The organism is Kitasatospora sp. NPDC023118 (assembly GCF_055560875.1).
On the sequence record NZ_JBVHHW010000056.1, the window covers coordinates 1 to 19,164 of the forward strand.

General features: G+C 71.9%; 20 protein-coding genes. 8 read left to right on the plus strand and 12 right to left on the minus strand.

The annotated features are described in order from the left end of the window. Positions 1-166 precede the first annotated feature (166 nt). Entirely contained in the window at positions 167-526 is a 360-nt protein-coding gene (locus ACZ3UD_RS36330) for a zinc ribbon domain-containing protein YjdM (protein WP_465597946.1), read from the minus strand. Positions 527-765: 239 nt separating this feature from the next. Between ACZ3UD_RS36330 and ACZ3UD_RS36335 the strand changes: the two genes are divergently transcribed. Together ACZ3UD_RS36335 and ACZ3UD_RS36340 are read left to right on the plus strand one after the other, a co-directional pair. Next, positions 766-2,007 carry a styrene monooxygenase/indole monooxygenase family protein gene (locus ACZ3UD_RS36335; RefSeq protein WP_465597949.1) on the plus strand — a complete coding sequence of 414 codons (1,242 nt, stop codon included), beginning with the start codon at positions 766-768 and terminating at the stop codon, positions 2,005-2,007. A gap of 143 nt (positions 2,008-2,150) precedes the next feature. Continuing rightward, positions 2,151-2,696 carry a hypothetical protein gene (locus tag ACZ3UD_RS36340; protein ID WP_465597952.1) on the plus strand — a complete coding sequence of 182 codons (546 nt, stop codon included), beginning with the start codon at positions 2,151-2,153 and terminating at the stop codon, positions 2,694-2,696. 87 nt (positions 2,697-2,783) lie between these two features. Here ACZ3UD_RS36340 and ACZ3UD_RS36345 read toward each other — a convergent pair whose 3' ends face one another. Together ACZ3UD_RS36345 and ACZ3UD_RS36350 are read right to left on the minus strand one after the other, a co-directional pair. Continuing rightward, positions 2,784-2,978 carry a hypothetical protein gene (locus ACZ3UD_RS36345; protein ID WP_465597955.1) on the minus strand — a complete coding sequence of 65 codons (195 nt, stop codon included), beginning with the start codon at positions 2,976-2,978 and terminating at the stop codon, positions 2,784-2,786. A 98-nt stretch (positions 2,979-3,076) separates the two neighbouring features. After that, complete coding sequence (locus tag ACZ3UD_RS36350; protein ID WP_465597958.1) at positions 3,077-3,823, minus strand: SOS response-associated peptidase; 747 nt, start codon at positions 3,821-3,823, stop codon at positions 3,077-3,079. Between the two features lie 308 nt (positions 3,824-4,131). Here ACZ3UD_RS36350 and ACZ3UD_RS36355 point away from each other — a divergent pair, with 308 nt between their 5' ends. After that, positions 4,132-5,505 (plus strand): MBL fold metallo-hydrolase, encoded by a 1,374-nt coding sequence (locus ACZ3UD_RS36355; protein WP_465597961.1) that lies wholly within the window; start codon positions 4,132-4,134, stop codon positions 5,503-5,505. Between the two features lie 220 nt (positions 5,506-5,725). On the opposite strand, the gene ACZ3UD_RS36360 is transcribed toward ACZ3UD_RS36355, so the two are convergent. Further along, the gene (locus tag ACZ3UD_RS36360; protein WP_465597964.1) at positions 5,726-6,166 is read right to left on the minus strand and encodes a hypothetical protein; all 441 of its coding nucleotides are present in this window, start codon (positions 6,164-6,166) and stop codon (positions 5,726-5,728) included. Between the two features lie 292 nt (positions 6,167-6,458). Here ACZ3UD_RS36360 and ACZ3UD_RS36365 point away from each other — a divergent pair, with 292 nt between their 5' ends. After that, positions 6,459-7,400, plus strand: coding sequence for a TIGR01777 family oxidoreductase (locus ACZ3UD_RS36365; RefSeq protein ID WP_465597968.1), 942 nt, complete (start codon positions 6,459-6,461; stop codon positions 7,398-7,400). A gap of 212 nt (positions 7,401-7,612) precedes the next feature. On the opposite strand, the gene ACZ3UD_RS36370 is transcribed toward ACZ3UD_RS36365, so the two are convergent. After that, a complete protein-coding gene (locus tag ACZ3UD_RS36370; protein WP_465597971.1) occupies positions 7,613-8,266 on the minus strand; it encodes an SRPBCC family protein in 654 nt (217 codons plus the stop codon). Positions 8,267-8,387: 121 nt separating this feature from the next. Here ACZ3UD_RS36370 and ACZ3UD_RS36375 point away from each other — a divergent pair, with 121 nt between their 5' ends. After that, positions 8,388-10,022, plus strand: coding sequence for an alpha/beta hydrolase (locus tag ACZ3UD_RS36375; protein WP_465597974.1), 1,635 nt, complete (start codon positions 8,388-8,390; stop codon positions 10,020-10,022). 49 nt (positions 10,023-10,071) lie between these two features. On the opposite strand, the gene ACZ3UD_RS36380 is transcribed toward ACZ3UD_RS36375, so the two are convergent. Continuing rightward, the gene (locus ACZ3UD_RS36380; RefSeq protein ID WP_465597977.1) at positions 10,072-11,565 is read right to left on the minus strand and encodes an MFS transporter; all 1,494 of its coding nucleotides are present in this window, start codon (positions 11,563-11,565) and stop codon (positions 10,072-10,074) included. Between the two features lie 115 nt (positions 11,566-11,680). Continuing rightward, on the minus strand, positions 11,681-12,067 hold the full coding sequence (locus tag ACZ3UD_RS36385; protein ID WP_465597980.1) for a hypothetical protein: 387 nt from the start codon (positions 12,065-12,067) through the stop codon (positions 11,681-11,683). Between the two features lie 217 nt (positions 12,068-12,284). Between ACZ3UD_RS36385 and ACZ3UD_RS36390 the strand changes: the two genes are divergently transcribed. Further along, positions 12,285-12,479, plus strand: coding sequence for an anthrone oxygenase family protein (locus tag ACZ3UD_RS36390; protein WP_465597983.1), 195 nt, complete (start codon positions 12,285-12,287; stop codon positions 12,477-12,479). Positions 12,480-12,589: 110 nt separating this feature from the next. On the opposite strand, the gene ACZ3UD_RS36395 is transcribed toward ACZ3UD_RS36390, so the two are convergent. Then, entirely contained in the window at positions 12,590-13,027 is a 438-nt protein-coding gene (locus ACZ3UD_RS36395; protein ID WP_465597986.1) for a DUF6234 family protein, read from the minus strand. Between the two features lie 261 nt (positions 13,028-13,288). On the opposite strand from ACZ3UD_RS36395, the gene ACZ3UD_RS36400 reads away from it, so the two are divergent. Continuing rightward, entirely contained in the window at positions 13,289-13,648 is a 360-nt protein-coding gene (locus ACZ3UD_RS36400) for a hypothetical protein (RefSeq protein ID WP_465597989.1), read from the plus strand. A 144-nt stretch (positions 13,649-13,792) separates the two neighbouring features. Here ACZ3UD_RS36400 and ACZ3UD_RS36405 read toward each other — a convergent pair whose 3' ends face one another. From ACZ3UD_RS36405 to ACZ3UD_RS36415, 3 genes are all read right to left on the minus strand, one after another. Then, complete coding sequence (locus tag ACZ3UD_RS36405; RefSeq protein WP_465597992.1) at positions 13,793-15,067, minus strand: M64 family metallopeptidase; 1,275 nt, start codon at positions 15,065-15,067, stop codon at positions 13,793-13,795. 142 nt (positions 15,068-15,209) lie between these two features. Then, a complete protein-coding gene (locus ACZ3UD_RS36410; protein WP_465597995.1) occupies positions 15,210-15,938 on the minus strand; it encodes a hypothetical protein in 729 nt (242 codons plus the stop codon). Positions 15,939-15,984: 46 nt separating this feature from the next. Beyond that, positions 15,985-16,620 carry a hypothetical protein gene (locus tag ACZ3UD_RS36415; protein ID WP_465597998.1) on the minus strand — a complete coding sequence of 212 codons (636 nt, stop codon included), beginning with the start codon at positions 16,618-16,620 and terminating at the stop codon, positions 15,985-15,987. 490 nt (positions 16,621-17,110) lie between these two features. Here ACZ3UD_RS36415 and ACZ3UD_RS36420 point away from each other — a divergent pair, with 490 nt between their 5' ends. After that, on the plus strand, positions 17,111-17,926 hold the full coding sequence (locus tag ACZ3UD_RS36420; RefSeq protein WP_465598001.1) for an SAM-dependent methyltransferase: 816 nt from the start codon (positions 17,111-17,113) through the stop codon (positions 17,924-17,926). A 265-nt stretch (positions 17,927-18,191) separates the two neighbouring features. Here the strand turns inward: ACZ3UD_RS36420 and ACZ3UD_RS36425 are convergent, their stop codons facing one another. Next, on the minus strand, positions 18,192-18,578 hold the full coding sequence (locus ACZ3UD_RS36425; protein ID WP_465598004.1) for a nuclear transport factor 2 family protein: 387 nt from the start codon (positions 18,576-18,578) through the stop codon (positions 18,192-18,194). Positions 18,579-19,164 lie beyond the last annotated feature (586 nt).

Sequence of the window (19,164 nt, forward strand, 5' to 3'; positions counted from 1 at the left end):
GCAAGACGCTCGGCTGGGATACCCCAGCCGAGCGCCTACGTGATCTACTCACCGTCTGAAACCAGGTGGTGTTGCGACGACCCCTTGAACCCAAGGATCGCTCGCACGGGCCGTCGTCGTTCAGCCGTTCAGCCATTCAGCCGTTCGGGCTTTCGGGCTTTCGGCCTCAGACCTTCTTCACCACGCTGGACTTGAGCTGCATCGCGCCGAAGCCCCCGATCCGGCAGTCGATGTCGTGGCCGTCCACGCCGTCCACCAGGCGGATGTTGCGGACCTTGGTGCCCGCCTTGATGCCCGAGGCGCTGCCCTTGACCTTGAGTGCCTTGACCACGGTCACGGTGTCGCCGTCGCTGAGCACGTTGCCGACCGCGTCCCGGATCTCCCGCTCGCCGGCCCCGGCCGCCTGCTCGGCGCCGCCCTCGGCGGGCACCCACTCGTGGCCGCACTCGGGGCAGACCATCAGGGCGTTCATCTCATAGGTGTACTCGCTGGAGCACGAGGGGCACGGGGGGAGGTTGTCGCTCATTCGCTCTGGTGTCCTGTCTGTGCTGCCCGGGTCGTCGGCGCGGGTTGTCGGCGACAGGTCACCCTCTAGGAACTTGAAGAATTTTTCAAATCAACATCCCGAGGGCGCCCCGGGGGGATCGGTGCCATCCAGGCGTGTCGGCGCCGTGGACGCGGGCGCCCAGGACTGATATCCAGACCACTGGCAACCGGGCAGGGTGGGCGGCCGGGCCCGGACGGACCAGCAAGAGAGCAGGGGCGATGCGCAGAATTCTGATCGTCGGTGCCGGGCAGTCCGGCCTTCAACTGGCCCTCGGGCTGCAGTCCCACGGCTACGACGTGACGCTGCTGACCGACCGCGCCGCGCAGGAGGTGCGGGTCGGGCGGGTGCTGTCCACCCAGTGCATGTTCGACTCCGCGCTGCGTACCGAGCGCGCCCTCGGCCTGGACCGGTGGGCCGAGCAGGCGCCCCGGATCGAGGGGGTCGGCGTGTCGGTCGCCGGGCCGGAGTCGGCGCGGGTGATCGACTGGGTCGGGCAACTGGAGGCCTACGCGCAGTCCGTCGACCAGCGGCTGAAGATGTCCGCCTGGCTGGAGCTGTTCGCCGAGCGCGGCGGCCGGGTGGAACTGCGGCAGGTGAGCGCCTCCGACCTCGAACACCTCGCCCGCTCGTACGAGTTGGTGCTGGTCGCCGCCGGCAAGGGCTCGCTGGCCGCGCTGTTCGAGCGTGACGAGGAGCGGTCCCCGTACACACGGCCGCAACGGGCACTGGCGGTCAGCTACGTGTACGGGCTCGCGCCGCGCACCGAGCACGACTTCCCGGCAGTGCGCTGCAACGTGCTGCCCGGCGTCGGCGAGCTCTTCGTCATGCCGGTGCTGACCGCGGCCGGGCCCTGCGACGCCGTGCTCTGGGAGGCCGTCCCGGGCGGCCCGGCGGACGCCTTCGACGGGCTCCGCGACCCGGCCGAACACCTGCGGGTGACACTGGAGTTGATGAAGACCTTCACACCTTGGGAGTACGACCGGGCCCGCTCCGGCGTCGAGCTCACCGACTCCGGCGCCACCCTGGCGGGCAGGTTCACCCCGACGGTGCGCCGTCCGATCGGCGAACTTCCGGGCGGCGAGTCGGTGTTGGGCGTCGCGGACGTGGTGGTCACCAACGACCCGATCACCGGCCAGGGTTCCAACAACGCCGCCAAGTGCGCCGCCGTCTACCTGGAGGCGATCCTGGCCCACGGCGACAAGCCCTTCGACCGGGACTTCCAGCAGGCCGCCTTCGACCGGTTCTGGACGGCCCACGGGCGCGTCACCACCGCCTGGACCAACGCGATGCTCATGCCGCCGCCCCCGCACGTGCTCGACCTGCTCGTCGCGGGCGGTCGAGTCCCGGCCGTGGCGGACCGGTTCGCCAACGCCTTCAACGGCCCGGCGGACCTGGAGGAGTGGTTCCTCGACCCCGGGAAGGCGGCGGCCTATCTGGCCTCGGTGGCGCCCCAGAACTGACCGCTGGTCCGGCGGAGGCGCGACCCGAGGTCAAGAAATCGCCAAGTCTCGTGTGAATGCGCCCAGATCATGGTGGGTTCGGGTCAACCCCGGCCGATCGGGGGAACATCTGGGCACAGAACACGAACAACAGGAGATGTGTGGTGGCGGTCGACGGCAGCAACATGGCGCAGGCTGTGATCGATACGGCGGTGAAAGAGCGCACGCGCCTCCACAACGGCCGTAGCCGGACGACGGCGTTGGTGGTGCTGGGGCTCCTCGCCGCCTTCGGCCTGTTCCTGGCGCTGGTGGTCGGCAAGTCCGACCCGACCAGTGCCCCGACCTGTGACGGCAAGACCATGACCCGGGACAGCGAGTGCCGGATCTGGTCCAACCACGGCGGCGGGGGCACCTACAGCTACGACGAGATGATCGACCGCCGGGAGTCCTCGAACGACATGTGGCGGGTGGTCGGCTTCGGCGGCGCCGGCCTCGCCGTGGTCCTGATGGTGGTGGCGGCCACCAAGCTCAACCCGAACCGCCCCTGGGGCAAGCCGGTCGCCGCGGCCTGCCCGCGCTGCCACCAGCCGACCCTGCGGGAGAAGTTGACCGTACACAGCATCTCCCGGGGGCGGACCACCTACCGCTACAGCGGGATAGTGACCCTCTGCACGCCCGTCTGCGGCTTCACCGCGGTGCGCCAGCGCTGACGGCGAGCGGGAGCGGGACCGGGCCGGGTGCTGGTGGGCACCCGGCCCGGTCGCGTCCGGGGGTGTCGGCTCAACGGGAGCCGGGGCTCAACGCGAGTGGGAGGCGAGGCTGAGCAGGAGGTGCGCGGACTCCGGGTGCTGGAAGTCCGAGTGCGCACCCGAGGGGTGCAGCCGGGTGGCGAGCCCGCCGCCCCGGTAGACGTGCCCGACGTCGATGTTGACGATCAGGTGGTCGAGCTCGCCGTGCGGGTACGGGCTCTCGGGCCGGAGGTGCGTCGTCATGGACATCAACACCTCGGCGCCCCCACCTCCGCATTCGGCTCTGCCCGCTCACCGTAGTGCCGACCGAACGGGCTGCCAGCGGAATCCCTGAAGGGAGGTCAGTCGGCCAGGCCCAGTGGATCGGGGGCGGTGTCGAGCAGCTGTGGGCCATTGGGCGCGCGCACGCTGTTGACGGCGGGTGGGACGGCGCGCACCCGCAGGGCGCCGTCGGCCGGGCGGTGCAGCAGGTGGTGGAGTTCGGTGGGGTCGGTGTGGGTGGGGGAGAGCCAGGCGGGCACGTCGTCGGGGGCGATGGTGAGCGGCATCCGGTCGTGGACGCGACCGGCCGAGTCGGTGGCGTCGGTGGTGATGATGGTGGCGGTGGCGAGCCAGGCGAGCGGGTCGTCGTCGGCGCGGGTGCGGTCGCGCCAGAACTCGTAGAGGCCGGCCATCAGCATCACGTCGCCGGTGCTGAGGAAGTACGGCTGCTTGTACTTCTTTCGGTCGGTGGTGGCGGGGACCTCGCGCCACTCGAAGTAGCCGTCGGCGGGGATGACGCAGCGGCGGGCGGTGAAGGCCTTGCGGAAGGCGGGCTTGGTGTCGACGGTGTCGGAGCGGGCGTTGATCATCCGGGCGCCGCCGGACGGGTCCTTGGACCAGGAGGGGACGAGGCCCCAGCGCAGCGGGCGCAGTTGGCGCACCAGCTCGCCGGTCTTCCGGTCGAGGCGTTCCAGCACGGCCGGGATCGGGTCGGTGGGGGCGACGTTCCAGCTCGGCGCGAAGGTCTCGGCCGGGTCCCAGCGGAGCTCTCCGAGCAGCGAGACGAGGTCCTGGGGCGTGGTGGTGGAGACGAAGCGGCCGCACATGCCCCCAAGCCTGCCACCCGGCACGGACAACCGGAGCCTTCAGCGCGCCGGGCGGCCGCCCGGGGTGTGGCCGAACCGGTCAGGGGCCTCTCCTCGGCTCCGCCGGTACCCGGCCGGTGCCCGGTCCGGCGGCGGCCGGTCTCCCCTCGGGGGCTGCCATAGTACCCCCGGGGGTATTATCGAAATCGTTCGGCAATACCCCCACCTGTATGTGCCCTGGAGGTCGTATGCTGGCAGATATACCAGTGGGGGTATCACCGCATCCGCGACCGTGCCGCGGCGCCAGACGCCGCCGAGGAGGGTTCCCCGTGTACTTCGCCCAGTTCTACCTCGACTGCCTCTCCCAGGCCTCGTACCTGATCGCCGACGAGCGCACCGGCCGCGCCGTCGTCGTCGACCCGCGCCGCGACGTGGACGAGTACGTCGCCGACGCCGAGGCCCACGGCTTCACCGTCGAGGCCGTCATCAACACCCACTTCCACGCCGACTTCCTGGCCGGCCACCTCGAACTGGCCGCGCGCACCGGTGCCTGGATCGGGTACGGGCGCAGGGCGGAGACCGAGTACCCGATCCGCAAGCTCGCCGACGGCGAGCGGATCGAACTGGGCGACGTCACCCTGCAGATCATGGAGACCCCCGGCCACACGCCCGAGTCGATCAGCATCCTGGTCTTCGAGCAGCCCGACGACGCCGTCCCGTACGGCGTGCTCACCGGCGACGCCCTGTTCATCGGCGACGTCGGCCGTCCCGACCTGCTCGCCTCCACCGGCGTCACCGCCGCCGAACTCGGCGCGATGCTCTACGACAGCGTCCACCGCAAGCTGCTGGGCCTGCCCGACGAGACGCTGGTCTTCCCCGCGCACGGCGCCGGCTCGGCCTGCGGCAAGAACCTCTCCACCGACCGCCAGTCCACCATCGGCCGCGAGCGCGCCACCAACTACGCCTGCGCCCCGATGGACGAACGGACCTTCGTCGCCCTGGTCACCGACGGCCAGCCCACCGCCCCCGGCTACTTCGGCTACGACGCCGACCTCAACCGCCGCGAGCGCGAACTCTTCGACCCGGCGGCCGTCCAGGCCCTCAGCGCCGACGACTTCCTGCGCCGCCGCGCCGAGGGCGCCGTCGTCCTGGACGGGCGCGACCCGACCGAATTCGCCGCGGGCCACCTCGTCGGAGCGCTCAACATCCCGGCCGACGGCCGCTTCGCCGAGCAGTCCGGCACCGTCGTCGCCCCGGAAGTCGAGATCCTGGTCATCGCACCCGACGGGCGCGGCGAGGAACTTGTCACCCGCCTCGCCCGGATCGGCTTCGACCGGGTCGCCGGCCACCTCGCCGACCCGGAGGACCTGTTCCTCACCCACCCCGAACTGATGCGCCAGGGTGCCCGGCTCACCGCCCACACCCTGCGCGCCGAACTCGCCGGCCAGCAGCCGCCGTTGGTCGTCGACGTCCGCACCGCCGGCGAACGCGAGGCCGGCGCCGTCCCCGGCTCCCTCCACCTCCCGCTCGCCGAACTCCCCACCCGCCACGGCGAACTGCCCACCGGCCGCCGCCTCGTCCTGCACTGCGCCGGCGGCAGCCGCTCCTCCATCGCCGCCAGCCTGCTGCGCCGCGAGGGCCGCGAGGACGTCTACGACCTCATCGGCGGCTACACCGCCTGGGCCGCCGCCCCGACGGAGTGACCCCTCCGCGCGGTGCGCCCGGCAGGAGGGCGGGTGCACCGCGCGGGCTTGGCAGTCGAGTCGGACTGGTTCGAGACGGGACGCATCTCGGGCACCACGTCTCCACGGGGCGCCCGGAGAGCCCGCGTTGCCGGTGCGAAGGCCGAGTGCCAGAACTCGCCGTCGGTGGCCGCACGGGGGGACGACCAAGGGGCCGCCTCCGTGCGGCGAACCCCGCTTCTCAGACCTTGACGGTGAGCCAGGCGCCGAGGCCGCTGCAGCCGCGGGCGTCATAGGTGGTGCTGCGGTAGCCGGCCGGGATGGGCGAGTACGGGCAGGTCCAGATGCCGTTGCGGACCAGCTCGTGGAACCAGGCGCCGACGCCGCTGCAGCCCCGGGAGTCGTAGTTCGTCAGCACGTAGCCGGAGACGATCGGCGAGCCGGAGCAGGTCCACAGACGGTTCTGGGCGGGCTGCTGGAACCACGAGCCGTGGTTGTCGCAGCCGCCAGGGTTGTACATGGTGATGACGTAGCCGTTCGGGACGGGTGCCCCGGAGCAGCTCCAGCCGCCGGCCGCCGAGGCGGTGCCGGCCGTCGTGCCGGTGAGGGCAGCCGCGAGCACGGCGACCGTCGCGGCCGCCCTTCCGGCGCGGGTCATCAGCTGGCGGAGGATCCTGGTCACGGTGACATCGTTCCGATCGGTCGTCTCCCCGCCGTCGGAGCGGCACGGGAGGGCGTAACAACGGGGACGCGCCGCACCCTAGCGGCGGTGATCAGTGCCCCGATAGATCAAGATCGAACGATCGCCACATCTGACTGAAAACGGTCCGTCAGACCTCGCGGATCGGATCGCCCGGGGCGCGATCCTCGGCGCGACGGTGTCCACCGTCGGCGGCTGGCGGTTGCCCTGCGAGCTGATTTGAACGTGTTCAATTAGCGGTGCTAGGCTCGAAGCCGGAGATGAGGGGGAACTCATGAAGATCGTCATTCCCGGCGGCTCCGGCGCGCTCGGGAGCCTGCTCGACCGCAGCCTGACAGTCGCCGGTCACCAGGTCGTCGTCCTCAGCCGCAGGCCCGCCGGGCCCCGCCGGGTCGGGTGGGACGGCCGGAGCCTCGGGGCCTGGGCGGCGGAGGTGGACGGCAGCGACGTGGTGGTCAATTTAGCCGGGCGCAGCGTCAACTGCCGCTACACGGAGCAGAACCGGCGGGCCATGATGGACTCCCGGGTGCTCTCTACCCGGGCCGTCGGCCAGGCGATCGCCGCCGCCCGCCGCCCGCCCGCCGTCTGGCTGCAGATGAGCACCGCCACCGTGTACGCCCACCGCTACGACGCGCCCAACGACGAGCTCGGCGGCCGGATCGGCGGCGACGAGCCAGGCGCCCCGGCCTCCTGGGGGTACAGCATCGAAATCGCCCGGGCCTGGGAGGGCGCCCAGGCGGAGGCCGACACTCCGCACACCCGCCGGCTCGCGCTGCGCACCGCCGTCGTCCTCGGGCCCGAGCGCGGCGGGGCCTTCGACGCGCTCTCCTGGCTGGCCCGACTCGGTGCCGGCGGGCCGATCGCGGGCGGCGCGCAGTACGTGTCGTGGATCCACGAGCGGGACTTCGTCCGCGCCGTCGAGTTCCTGGTCGCCCGGGACGACCTCACCGGCCCGGTCAACCTCGCCGCCCCGAACCCGCTGCCCCAGCGCGAGTTCATGCGCGACCTGCGGACGGCCTGGGGCATGCCGCTGGCCCTGCCCGCCACGCGCTGGATGGCCGAGCTCGGCGCCTTCGCGCTGCGCTCGGAGACCGAGTTGCTGCTGAAGAGCCGCCGCGTCGTGCCGACCAAGCTGCTCGACGCGGGCTTCGCCTTCGAGCGCCCGGACTGGCCGCCGGCCGCCCGCGAGCTGGTGCGCCGGCTGCGCGGGCGGTAGCGCGGGCCGGGGCCCGTCGCGGGGCCGGCACGGCTTCGCGCTGGCGGTTGCCCGGGGCGCGGCCGGGCCGGAACCGTGGGGGCGGCGACGGGGACGGCCCGGCGCCGACGACCGCCCTGCGGGCGGCGGACCAGCCGGTCGATCGCCACCGGTTCAAGGTCGGGGGGACCGGCGCCGTCATGTGCGCCAGCCGTACCTGAGCCGGCGGGGCCTCAATCCGTGGCCGAGGTCAGGAGGTGGTCCAGCACCCGGCCGAAGACCACCCGTCCGGCGAACGCCACCACCGGGTCGAACAGCCGGGGGAGGCCGGCGATCCGCAGCTCCTCCGCCCAGACCGCCTCGCTGCCCGCACCCACCGCGCGGACCCGCAGTACGGCGTGGCCCCGGACGACCCGGCCCCGCTTCTCCAGGCGGCACAGTTCGGGTTCGCTCAGCGCCGTGATCTCCATCGGGTCGTCGAACCGCACCGGCCCGACGCCCGTCCGCGCCAGGATTACGTCCCCCACCGCCCGGCCGGTGCCGCGCACCACGCCGACCCGGGTGAGCGGCACCCGGTCGCCGTGCCGGGGCCAGGCGGTGAGCCGTGCCCAAGCGTCGGCGGGTGGGAGCGGGGAGCGGCGGGTCAGGGTGAAACTGGCCATGCGGCAGCCTAACCGGGCGGTCGCAGATCCGAGCCCGGTGATCCGGCGGCGCGGCTGCAGGATGTACGTCTGCACAGTGGTGAGCGCCTGTCTGGGCGGGTCGTCGCCCCAGATCTCCTCGATCAGGGTGGCAGCGGGCAGGGATCCGGTTCGGGTGCGGCGCGAGGAGCGCGAGGATCTGGCGCTGTTCGGCGGCGGTGCGGCGGCGGAACGCCTTCGCCGCATGTCTGCTCCGGTGCCGGACCGCGGATGTGACGGATGGTCGGATCCCGACGGCTGGTCAAAGCTTGGTAAAGTCCGGTCCGCCCCCTGGATGTGCCATTGCACATGTCACATCATGCTCCCCATGAGAAAAGCCATCGCCCTCCTCGCGGCCGCCGCGGCCGTCGCCACCCTCGGCGGGACCTCCGCCTCCGCCGCCTCCGGGCCGGACGCCGCCGATCTCGTGGACACCGGACAGGGGAAGCTCGTCTGGAGCTCCTGTAACGACGCTGCCACGCCCGCACTCCAGTGCGCGATGCTCGACGTGCCGGTGGACTACGCGGACCCGCGCGGGCACAAGATCAAGATCAAGCTGAACCGCCTCCCCGCCACCGCCCCCAAGGACAAGCAGCAGGGCCCGATCCTGCTCAACCCCGGGGGCCCGGGCGACTCCGGCCTCTGGATGCCGGCCTACATCTCCGGGCAGATCCCCGCCGACGTCGCCTCCACCTACGACTGGATCGGCTTCGACCCGCGCGGCACCAACGGCAGCGACCCCCATGTCGTCTGCGACGCCCACTACTTCGACGCCGAGCGCCCCGACTACCAGCTGAGCCAGGGGACTTCGAAGGCCTGGCTGAAGAAGGCGGCCGGCTACGCCGCCGACTGCGCGGCCGACTGGTCCTGGCTGCTGCCGCACATGACCACCGTTGACAACGCCCGCGACATGGACAGCATTCGTCGGGCGCTCGGCGCGCCGAAGATCAACTTCTACGGCGGCTCCTGGGGCACCTCGCTGGGCTCCACCTACGGCCAGCTCTTCCCCTCCCACGTGCGGCGGATGGTGCTGGACAGCATCGTCGGCCCGACCATCAGCTGGTACGACCACAACATCCTGCAGGACAAGGAACACCAGCGCCGCTTCGACGCGTTCGCGGCCTGGACCGCCAAGGCCGACCCCGTCTACCACCTGGGCACCGACGCCGAGGCCGTGAAGAAGGCCTACGACCAGGTCGAGGACGCGCTGCGGAAGACCCCGGCCGACGCCGCCCCGGCGCCCGGGAAGATCGGCCCGGCCGAATTCGAGGACACCTTCTACGGCGGCGGCTACAACTTCCTGCGCTGGCCCCGGATGGCCACCGTGCTCTCCGCCTACCTCACCCAGCACGACACCCGGCCGCTGACCATCGCCTACAACAAGTACGCGGCCCCCGGCGCCGACGACGGCACCTTCCCCGCCTACAACGCGGCCCAGTGCACCGAGAACGCCTGGCCACGCGACTGGGAGTCCTGGAAGAAGGATCAGGCCAAGGTCAACGCGGTCGCGCCCTTCTACACCTATAACAACATGTGGTACAACGCCGCCTGCATGTTCTGGCCCTACCAGGGCAACCCGGCGGGCCGACTGAAGATCACCGGCAAGGGCCTGCCGCCCGTCCTGCTCTTCCAGGCCACCGAGGACGCGGCCACCCCGTACGAGGGCGGCCTCGCCATGCACGACGCGCTGCCCGGCTCCAAGCTGGTCGTCCAGAACGGCGGCAGCTTCCACGAGATCCTCTTCCACGGCGACGCCTGCCTGGACGACACCTTCACCGCCTACCTGCGCGACGGCAGCCTGCCCCAGGGCAAGGGACGGATCGCCAAGACCTGCGCGCCCGAGGCCGATCCGACCCCGGTGTACGTCACCCCGCCGCCGGCCACGGCCAAGGCGCTCACGGCCGCGCCGACCGGCCCGCTCGCGCCCAGCGACCCGGAGGCCGTGCGCGGCGTGCTGCGCTAGACGTGCCTTGCGGGTCTCGGCGGAGGCGGCGAAGATCCGCACACACGCCCTACGTCCGTTCGGGTGGGGTGACGGCGCTCAGCGGCGCAGCCAGCGACTCCAGGCTGCGCCGCTCCGCCCGTACGCCGACGGCCGCCTCGACCAGGCCCGCGGCCGTCATCAGCGCGGCGCCGATGCAGAAGGCGAGCGCAGTGTCGGAGACCTTGCCGCTTCTGACCAGGCCGTTGAACAGCAGCGGGCCGCTGATGCCGCCGACCGCCGTGCCCACCGCGTAGAAGAAGGCGATGGACATCGCCCTGGTCTCCAGCGGGAAGATCTCGCTGACCGTCAGATAGGCCGCGCTGGCCCCGGCGGAGGCCAGGAAGAGCACGGCCGTCCAGCAGGCCGTCATGGTGGTGGCGGAGAGCGCGCCGTGCTGGAAGAGGGCGGCGGTGGCGAACAGCAGGACGCCGGAGCCGAGGTACGTTCCGGCGATCATCGGCTTGCGGCCGACCGTGTCGAAGAGGCGGCCGAGCAGTAGTGGGCCGAGGAAGTTGCCGACCGCGATCACCGCGAAGTAGTAGCCGGTGTCGCCCTCCGGCACGGCGAAGTACGTGGTCAGGATGGTGGCGTAGCCGAAGGTCACCGCGTTGTAGAGGAAGGCCTGGCCGACGAAGAGCGCCAGGCCGAGCGCGGTGCGGCGCGGGTAGCGGGCGATCACCGTGCGGGCGATCGTGTCGAAGCCCAGCGGTTCGCGCTCGCGGATCAGGATCGGCTCGCCGGTGGCCGCCGGCAGCGGCCGTCCGGTCTCGTGCTCGACGGCCTGCTCCGCCTCGATCACCACCTGCTCCGCCTCCAGTGCCCGCCCGTGGGTGAACAGCCAGCGCGGGCTCTCCGGGACGTGCCGGCGCACCAGCAGGATCACCAGACCCAGCACCACGCCGAGGCCGAAGGCGAGCCGCCAGCCCACGTCCGTCGCGAACAGCGCGGTGTCGAGTAGGGCGATCGAGGCGAAGGCGCCAATCGCGGCGCCCACCCAGAAGCTGCCGTTGATGATCAGGTCGACCCGGCCGCGCACCCGGGCCGGGATCAGCTCGTCGATCGCCGAGTTGATCGCCGCGTACTCGCCGCCGATGCCGAAGCCGGTGAAGAAGCGGCAGAGGAAGAAGAACCAGGCCGTCCAGGACAGGGCGGTGACGGCGGTGGCCGCCAGGTAGACGGCGAGGGTGACCATGAAGAGCTTCTTGCGGCCCAACCGGTCGGTCAGCCAGCCGAAGAACAGCGCTCCGGTGCAGGCTCCCGCCACGTAGACGGCGGCGGCGACGGTGGTGACCTGGGCGGTGGTGATGGCGATGCCGCTGCCGTTCTGGGCGAGCCGGCCGGCCATGTTGCCGACGATCGTCACCTCCAGGCCGTCCAGGATCCATACCGTGCCGAGGCCGATCACGATCCGCCAGTGCCAGCGCGACCAGGGCAGCCGGTCCAGCCGGGTGGGCACGTCGGTCGCGATGACGCCCGGTGCCGGCTGTCGTGCGCGGTGGGATGACTTCGCGGGATCGGCCATGGCGGGCCTCCTTACGCTGGCCGGCCGCCGTCGCGTGGGTTGGTCACGCTCGGTGAACGGCGGCGTTCCTCCGTCATGATGCCCCGGGGTCGGCGGCGCCGCCGCTCGGGCGCGGTCAGAGGGTGGCGAAGCCCACGCTGAACGGGATGACCGCCAGGGCGATGCCGACGATCGTCCGAGTGACGGGACCCGTGTTCCAGACTGCGAGCAGCAGCACCCAGCCGGCCGGGCAGAGGACCAGGAGGTACGGCAGGGCCCAGAGCATGGTGGGGATGGAGACCAGGAACTCGATGGAGAACAGCAGGGCGGCGATGATCCCGCAGGCACGGCGGAACGCTCGACCGTCGCGGATGCACAGGGGCGCCAGGGTCAGGGCGATGAGCAGGCCCCAGACGGTGCGGCCCACTCCGGTGCTGTCGTAACGGATCGCCACCCAGCACGGAAGCCAGGTGGCCCCGGCGAGCACGACGACCGGCCAGGGGCGGCCGACTCGATCAGTCAACGGTTGTTCGGTCATTCTGAGCCCCCAGGATCGTTTTGAACGAGTTCAAAACTACTCCCCGTGGTTGCCCTGGGGCAAGCCGGTGCGCCGGAGGCTTGGGCGCTGGCGACGCGGTGGCGGCCCCTCGTCGTCGGATCCGGGATTCCGCGATGCCGCCGCGGCGCATGGTCGAGCGCGCGGATTCCCGACCCGTCGGATTCCCGCCGGGCCGGTGTCGGTGGGTGCCACCATCGCGATGGGGCTGATGGCGGGGCCGTGCTTCGCCTTCGAGGTGTCGGTCATGCCGGGCCTGGCGGCCGGTGACGACCTGACGTATGTGACGGCGATGCAGCACATCGACAAGTCGATCGAGAACGGGATGGTCGGGCTCGTCTTCGTCGGCGCCTTCGCGGCGATCGGGCTGAGCCGCTGAGCCATTGAGCCGCTGAGTCGCTGAGTCGTTGAGCCGGCCGAGTGCCCGTCCGCCTCGCGCGGGCGGGCACTCACGCGTTCCCGCCGGACCCAACCTGGCGCGGACGCGGGTCAGTTGCACCGACCGCTGCCGCTGTAGCACGGCACGTACCCGGAGGGCAGCGGCGGGGGCGGGGCGGGATGGCCGCGCTCCCAGTCGTGCCGCAGCAGCAGCGCCAGGCCCAACAGCACCAGTACGGCCAGGACTTGCAGCACCGTCGTCCAGCGCGCCCGCAGTACGGCAGCGACCCCGGCCAGGCCGAGCGAGACGAACAGCAGCCGCCAGGTGAAACCCAGCTCGGCGCGGGCCGTCCGGTCGGCGGCGCCCTCGGCACCCTGTGCCGCCCACAGGTCCATGCCGTAGCCGAACATCCGCGCCACGTAGACCACCGCCACGGCGATCAGCAACACCACGCCTGCGACGAGGTCGAGCGCGAGCGGGGGCCGTGACGGCCGCCGCGGCCGGCGGAGGCGGGAGGTGGCGGTGGCGTGAGCGGGTGGCTGGTCCATACCGCCAGCCTGGCGGAGCGGGGCCCGGGGCGCATGAGTAGGAGTACTCAGTTCCGGGCGCCCCCAGGACGCCGGATGCGCCGGGGTGTGCGCCGGTGCGCCGGGTGGGTGCCCAAGCCCAAGTCACCGGATGAGAAACGGACTTGGCGCTTGACGCTGGCGTGGTGGAGCATGGGCGGGCCCGGTCAGTTGCGGTGCGCTTGCGCCGCGGCCGGGGCCGCACGCGTGCGGTGAGAGGAGGCGGGTCCGGTGGGTCGTCCGGTGGCACGTCCGTTTCTCATCCGGGGTAGGGCGGTTCCGCTGGCCAGGTACCTGGCGGAGGAGGGCATCGAGGGCCTGGTGGCCTGCTCGTGCATCGGGAACGAGGTCACCCTCGATCTCGCCGACACCCGGATCCTGGTGAGCCTCGTCGACGTCGCAGGAGTGGTGCGACTCAACTTCCACATGGTCCAGGACGGTCCGGCCAAGCCCCGCTCCTGGTCCCGCCGACTGCCGAGCGAGACCGAGCCGAGGGAGATCGCGGCGCGGATAGCACGGGACGTCCGGACGCTGGAGCGGGAACTGGCACCGCTGCGCCGTCGGCCGCCGGAGGGGCAGGAGCAGCGCTGGCCGGCGACGTAGGTGCCCCGGACCCGGCAGCGCTCCGCCGCCGGGCCCGGTTCCGTTCGCCGTGTTGACGCGTCAGCGACATCACGTGGAGGGGCGTTGGTGCCGAACTCGGCCTCCGGCGCCCCTCGGGCTCCCGTACCTACCGGGCTCCCGTGCCTATCGGCTGACGAGCCAGGACAGGTTGCCGGTCAGCCCCGCCCGCAGCGCCGGGTCCGCCACCGCCGGGGTCGGGTCGGTGGCGACGGCGGTGAGCAGGTGGGGCCGCGAGCGCGGGCCGGTCAGATGCAGCACCCCGAGGTCGAGCGTCGTACGGCCGCGCAGCTGCGGCTGCTCGCGTCCGTCCAGGAACCAGCGCAGCAGGGTGCCGGGCACTGGCAGGTCGACGGTCAGGCGGTCGGCGGCGGTGAGCCAGGTGTCGGTGGAGGTCGGGCTGGTCAGCGGGGTGGCGTGGCGGTAGAAGCCGGCGATCATCGCCTCCCGTCCGGGCAGGTTGAACTCGCGCCCGAGCGAGCGCATGATCGAGTTCTCGGTCGGCCGGTAGAGCCCCGCCGGGTAGTAGCCGCCGCCCTCGTACGTCCCGACCGTCCCGCCGTCCGGCGAGGCCTGACCGAGCCAGCGGGACCACTTGACGCCCTGGTCGCGCATCCGGTCGGCGGTCAGCGTGCTGAGGTTGGCCTCCGGGGGCTCCTCGCCCTGGTACGTCCCCTGACCGTCGTACGCGTACTCGTCGGCCAGCTTGCCCAGCGAATGCCCGGTCTCGTGCACCGCGATCTGCCCGGACTTGGCGTTGCCGCCCGCCACGGTGGCGATGCCCTCGTAGCCCAGCGGGGACTTGACGTCGTTGTAGCCCGCGCCGCCGTACTTGGCGCTGTTGGCCACCACGATCACCAGGTCCGCCTGCGGGGCCTTCGCGGCGTAGCGGTCGACCGCCTTCTCGTCCAGGCAGAGCAACCGCTCCACGCCGTCGCACCAGAAGTACGAGCCGAGCGCGGTGTGCCGGACCGTCGCCCGGTCCGGATCGCCGGTGACGCCGGACTCGGGGGAGACGGCGGACACCGCCCAGACGTTGAACAGGCCGCGGTAGGTGGCGTACGGCTCGACGGCGGTGATTTCGCGCCACTTCTCGGCGGCATCGGCGCGGAACTTCTCCTGCTCCTGGGCCGCGTAGCCGTCGCCGATCACCACCACGTCCAGCTTGGTGGCGGTGTCGCCGTTGTGGACCAGCGGGGTAACCTCGCCGTCGCCGTTGCTCGGTGTGGTCAGGCCGGCGGTCGGGGCGGCGACGTAAGGGGAGGCGGCCGGCGCCGTGGTGCGGGAGATGCCGCCGTCCTCGGCGAAGACCTCCACCTGCTGCCGGGGCTGGTCCGTGCCGGGCGCGCTCCAGGCGGGGGCGGCGCCGAGGAGCGTCGCGGCGAGAGCGGTGGTGAGCAAGGCGATTGCGGCCTTGGTCGCTGTTCTGGTGGCAGTCCTGGTCGCTGTCCTGGGCGCTGTCCTGGTCCTGAGGTGCACGGGTGGCCTCCCGGTGGGTGGTGTTTGGGAGACCCCTTTCCCTTGTTCTAGACCTGACAATCGTTCAGTGGTCACCCGCGAGCGCCTCCGCCAGGACGTGGGCCTGCTCCTCGGTGATGCCGAGCGCGAGCGGGATCTGCCGGGGGCTGTAGTCCGAGGAGCAGACCGGGATCGGGCTGTCGGCCGTGACGCTCCACCGAGGCTGGTGTGCCAGTCCGAGTCCGTCCACCAGCCGCGCGGCCAACTGCCGGGCGGTCTCTGCCCGGAGGCCGACCGCGACCAGGGCCGCGGCCACCGCCTGCTGCGCTTCCAGCGGTGTGTCGGCGTCGCCGAGCACCGGAAGGAGCAGCAGAAGCCGTCGCGCCTCGTCGCCGAGCCCCGCGGGGTCGTGCCCGCCGACGCTCCGCGCGAGGGCGGTCAGCTCGCGCCAGGCGAGTCCGGGGCCGGAACCGTGCGGACCGTGCTGCCCGAGGAAGCCCAGCCGGCCCCAGTCGGGGTGGTGGACGAAGAAGTCGATGACGCTCTCGTCCTCGAAGTTCCGGTACGCGACGCAGGCCGTGTGGCCCCGGCTGAACGGAACCCGCAGCACCAGCCCCGGGGCCTCGGCATCGCCGAGCCGCTCCAGCATGGCGTCGTAGGCCTCCTCCGCGACGCCGTACGCCTCCGGCTCCTCGTCGCCGTGGCCCAGGGTCAGGAGGAGGTGGGCGAGCCAGAAGGCGGGCTCCCGCGCGAGCTCCTCGCCCGCGCGCAGCTCCTCGTCCTCGTACTCGGGGATGTGCACCGCAGCAGTCATGCGGGGGAGCGTAGTGCGCGGCTCGGACAGGACGGCGGGGCGGGGCTCAGAACTCCTCGAAGGTGGTGTACGTGATGACGGCCGCGATCAGCCAGAACACCACGGCGATGCTCAGGGTGACGATCAGCGGCCACTGGAAGGTGATCAGGAAGATGGAGCCAGTGCCGGTCGCGATCGTGATTCCAGCGGCGTACGCCAGGGCCAGGCCGACCATGTATTCGATGTCCCCGACCAGGCCGGCGGCGACCATCACCAGTCCGACCGCGATCAGCCCGCTGAACTCGGCGATCGCCAGGTACGGGGTGTTCGGGGGCTGGGAGCGGTGCCCGTGGTAGCTGAGCTCGAACACCTTGCCCTTCAGGATCTTCAGCTCCACGACGGTACCGGTGTCGACGTCCCTGTAGAACGCCTTGCCGACGTAGTAGCGGTCGGTGGGCGCCGTCTCGCGGGCCACGGTCAGCACGTAGTCGGTCGAGTCGGAGCTCGGTTCCTCCGACTTCCCCGTCACCCGGCCGCTCTCCAGCGTCACGCAGTCGTCGCCAGGCTTCGCCGCCGGGGCGCAGACCGGAGTGGCGCGGTACGCGCGGGCCTCCTCGAAGGTGTCGGTGAACTGGACGAAGCCGAGAACGGTGAGGGCGAGCCCGACGACGACGAGTGCGACGTACGCGGCGGGCCGGACCATCTCGCCGAGGCTCCGCGTCCGAGGCGGCGCCGCGGGCCGCGGCTTGGGCTCCGGCTTCGGGGGCGTGTTGTCGATGGGAATCGAGTTCTCAGGCATCGTCACCGCCCAGTGTCCGTACGGTCCGCTCGTCCATGGCCATCCCCAACCGCTGTAGCCTTCCCCGGCTTCTCCGTCTGCGGCGACCCGCAACTGGCCGCACTGGAGGCTATCGTCCGCGCGCTGCCACGCGGTGCGGCCCGCGGGTTTTCGTACAGCCGACCTTCCCGGGCCACCGTCCCGCCGAGACCGGATCGGCCGCGGCCCCCTCGATCACCGCGCAGCTGATCGGAAGCGCAGCGGAAGCGGACCCGCTGAGCGCGCGGGAGGACCGCGGCGCGTGGCAGCCCGTCTCCGAGGGCGGTGCCGCGGCGTGCCCGGACTTCCTCTGACAGCAAGGGGTTTGCCCCGGACCCGGTCCGGCTCGCCCTGGACGCGGTTGTAGATTGTCAGCATGACGCAGACGCCCGGTTCGCTCAGCCCCGTCTCGCGGACCGCCGTGTCCGTGGCGCGGGCACGCGCGTACGAGAGCACCCGCCCCGACCCGCTGTTCGTCGACCCGTACGCGGCCGAGTTCGTCGCGGCGGCCGGCGTGCCGACGGAGGTGCCCGCACGCATCAGCGAACTCGGCAGGGCGCTGTACGTGCACGTCGTGCTGCGGACCCGCTTCTACGACGAGCGGCTGCTGGCCGCCGGGGCCTGCCAAGTCGTGCTGCTGGCCGCCGGGTTGGACGCTCGGGCCTACCGGCTGGACTGGGCGTCCGGGACGCGGCTGTGGGAACTGGACCTGGCGCCGGTGCTGGCCTTCAAGGAGCCGGTGCTCGGGTCCGTCGGAGCGGTGGCGACGTGTGAGCGCGCGGCGCTGCCGGGGGATCTGGTGGATCCCGGCTGGCCCCGCCGCCTGGTCGCGGCCGGCTTCGACCCGCAGCTGCCGACCGCATGGTTGGCCGAAGGGCTGCTGGTCTACCTGGACGCGGAGGAGGCCGCCGGGCTGCTCACGGCCGTCGGCTCGTTGTCCGCCCCGGGCAGCCGGCTCCTGATGGAACAGGGCCGGGACGTCTCCAGGACCCCGCAGGACCCCGCGCTCGCCCACGTCACCGACCTCTGGCGCGGCGGCCTCGGCCCCGGCACCGATGAGTGGCTGCAGGCCCACGGCTGGGCGACCCGATCGACCTCCCTCGCCGAGGTGGGGGAGGCCTACGGCCGTCCGCTGCCCGACGGGTTCGGCCGCACCTCGGGCTTCATCGAGGCCGTGCGCGCGGCCCGTTGAGGCAGGAGGCCGCATTCGGCTTTCCCGGCTGGGCGGCAGCGGCTGCCCCTCCGTCGGTCGTTCGGGCGGTGGCCGACCGTGGCCGGGTAGACATGCGACGGGTCGGCTGGGCCGGCACGAGCCAGCCGGTCAATCGGCGTGACAGGTACCGAACTTGCTGCGCCCCGGCTCGTCCGCCGCGAGGTTCGCCCGCGTCCATCTCGCCAGCCGTCCACAGGAGGTCGCCGAGGGCACGGTGGACATCGGCTGGAGCGATCGGCTGCTGTCAGGCGGGACTGACGTGAGCGGCGATGACACGCCATCCGGTGTCGGCCGTATGGACCCAGGTGCGCGTGTACTGCACGCACGCGGTGAACTCCTGACCGTTGAACGCCCCGGCGACCGTACCGAGGAACCAGGTGACGCCGGTCGTGCCCGCGACCAGCATCGTGAGGTCCTCCTCGTCGACGCGAGTGAGGCGCTGCCGGCCGCTCCTCTGGATCTCCAGGTCGTCATCCTTCCCGTACAGGCGCCCGTCGGGCCCCGTGAAGACCAGACGGTCGTCGAGCAGGACATCGAGTGCATCGGCGTCAGCGGTCAGCTGCGCGGCCTGGAGACGGCGTTCCGTAGAGCGCAGTTCCGCTGTCAACCGACCGTTCTGATCGGTACCCATGCACGGCACGTTACCCACGCTGCCCTGCGCTAGGCCCGCGTCGAGGCCGGGCGTTCAGCGACTCTAGGCGGCCTGCTGGGCCGCCTTGATCGTCGGTGAGGCCGCGCACCGACAGGTGTGGCCTGATCTCGCTCATCGCCGCATCCCCTCGACTCCGACAGCGGCCGTCTCGCATTTCAGCTCATCGGATAGGTCGCTCTTGTAGGGCTTGCGGTCACTCACTCGGACAGCCCGGCAGGACCAAGCCGCGCGACGGGTGTGGGTGAGTCGACGGTGTCGATGGCGGTGTGGGCGGGTCGGGGTGCTTTGGCGCGGGTGGGGTTGTCGGGGAGGGCCTCGGTGTGTCTGCCGGGGTCGGGGTTGGTCTCTGGTCCCGGTTTCCGGGGGGTGTGGGCCCGCCCCGCATCCTCCTGTTTTGTGGTGTGGGGGTGTGGGGCGGGCTGTGGGTGTGGTGGGGTTAGCTGAGGGCGGCGAGGGCGGCCTCGTAGTTCGGTTCGTCGGCGATTTCGGGGACGAGTTCGGTGTGCAGGACGGTGTCGTTCTCGTCGAGGACGATGACGGCGCGGGCGGTGAGGCCGGCGAGCGG

Bases quoted from the DNA above. Each gene is read 5' to 3' on its own strand.
- ACZ3UD_RS36330 (WP_465597946.1), bottom strand. From the start codon at position 526: ATGAGCGACAACCTCCCCCCGTGCCCCTCGTGCTCCAGCGAGTACACC.
- ACZ3UD_RS36335 (WP_465597949.1), top strand. From the start codon at position 766: ATGCGCAGAATTCTGATCGTCGGTGCCGGGCAGTCCGGCCTTCAACTG.
- ACZ3UD_RS36345 (WP_465597955.1), bottom strand. From the start codon at position 2,978: ATGACGACGCACCTCCGGCCCGAGAGCCCGTACCCGCACGGCGAGCTC.
- ACZ3UD_RS36350 (WP_465597958.1), bottom strand. From the start codon at position 3,823: ATGTGCGGCCGCTTCGTCTCCACCACCACGCCCCAGGACCTCGTCTCG.
- ACZ3UD_RS36365 (WP_465597968.1), top strand. From the start codon at position 6,459: ATGAAGATCGTCATTCCCGGCGGCTCCGGCGCGCTCGGGAGCCTGCTC.
- ACZ3UD_RS36370 (WP_465597971.1), bottom strand. From the start codon at position 8,266: ATGCGGCGAAGGCGTTCCGCCGCCGCACCGCCGCCGAACAGCGCCAGA.
- ACZ3UD_RS36375 (WP_465597974.1), top strand. From the start codon at position 8,388: ATGAGAAAAGCCATCGCCCTCCTCGCGGCCGCCGCGGCCGTCGCCACC.
- ACZ3UD_RS36380 (WP_465597977.1), bottom strand. From the start codon at position 11,565: ATGGCCGATCCCGCGAAGTCATCCCACCGCGCACGACAGCCGGCACCG.
- ACZ3UD_RS36395 (WP_465597986.1), bottom strand. From the start codon at position 13,027: ATGGACCAGCCACCCGCTCACGCCACCGCCACCTCCCGCCTCCGCCGG.
- ACZ3UD_RS36410 (WP_465597995.1), bottom strand. From the start codon at position 15,938: ATGACTGCTGCGGTGCACATCCCCGAGTACGAGGACGAGGAGCTGCGC.
- ACZ3UD_RS36415 (WP_465597998.1), bottom strand. From the start codon at position 16,620: ATGGTCCGGCCCGCCGCGTACGTCGCACTCGTCGTCGTCGGGCTCGCC.
- ACZ3UD_RS36420 (WP_465598001.1), top strand. From the start codon at position 17,111: ATGACGCAGACGCCCGGTTCGCTCAGCCCCGTCTCGCGGACCGCCGTG.
- ACZ3UD_RS36425 (WP_465598004.1), bottom strand. From the start codon at position 18,578: ATGGGTACCGATCAGAACGGTCGGTTGACAGCGGAACTGCGCTCTACG.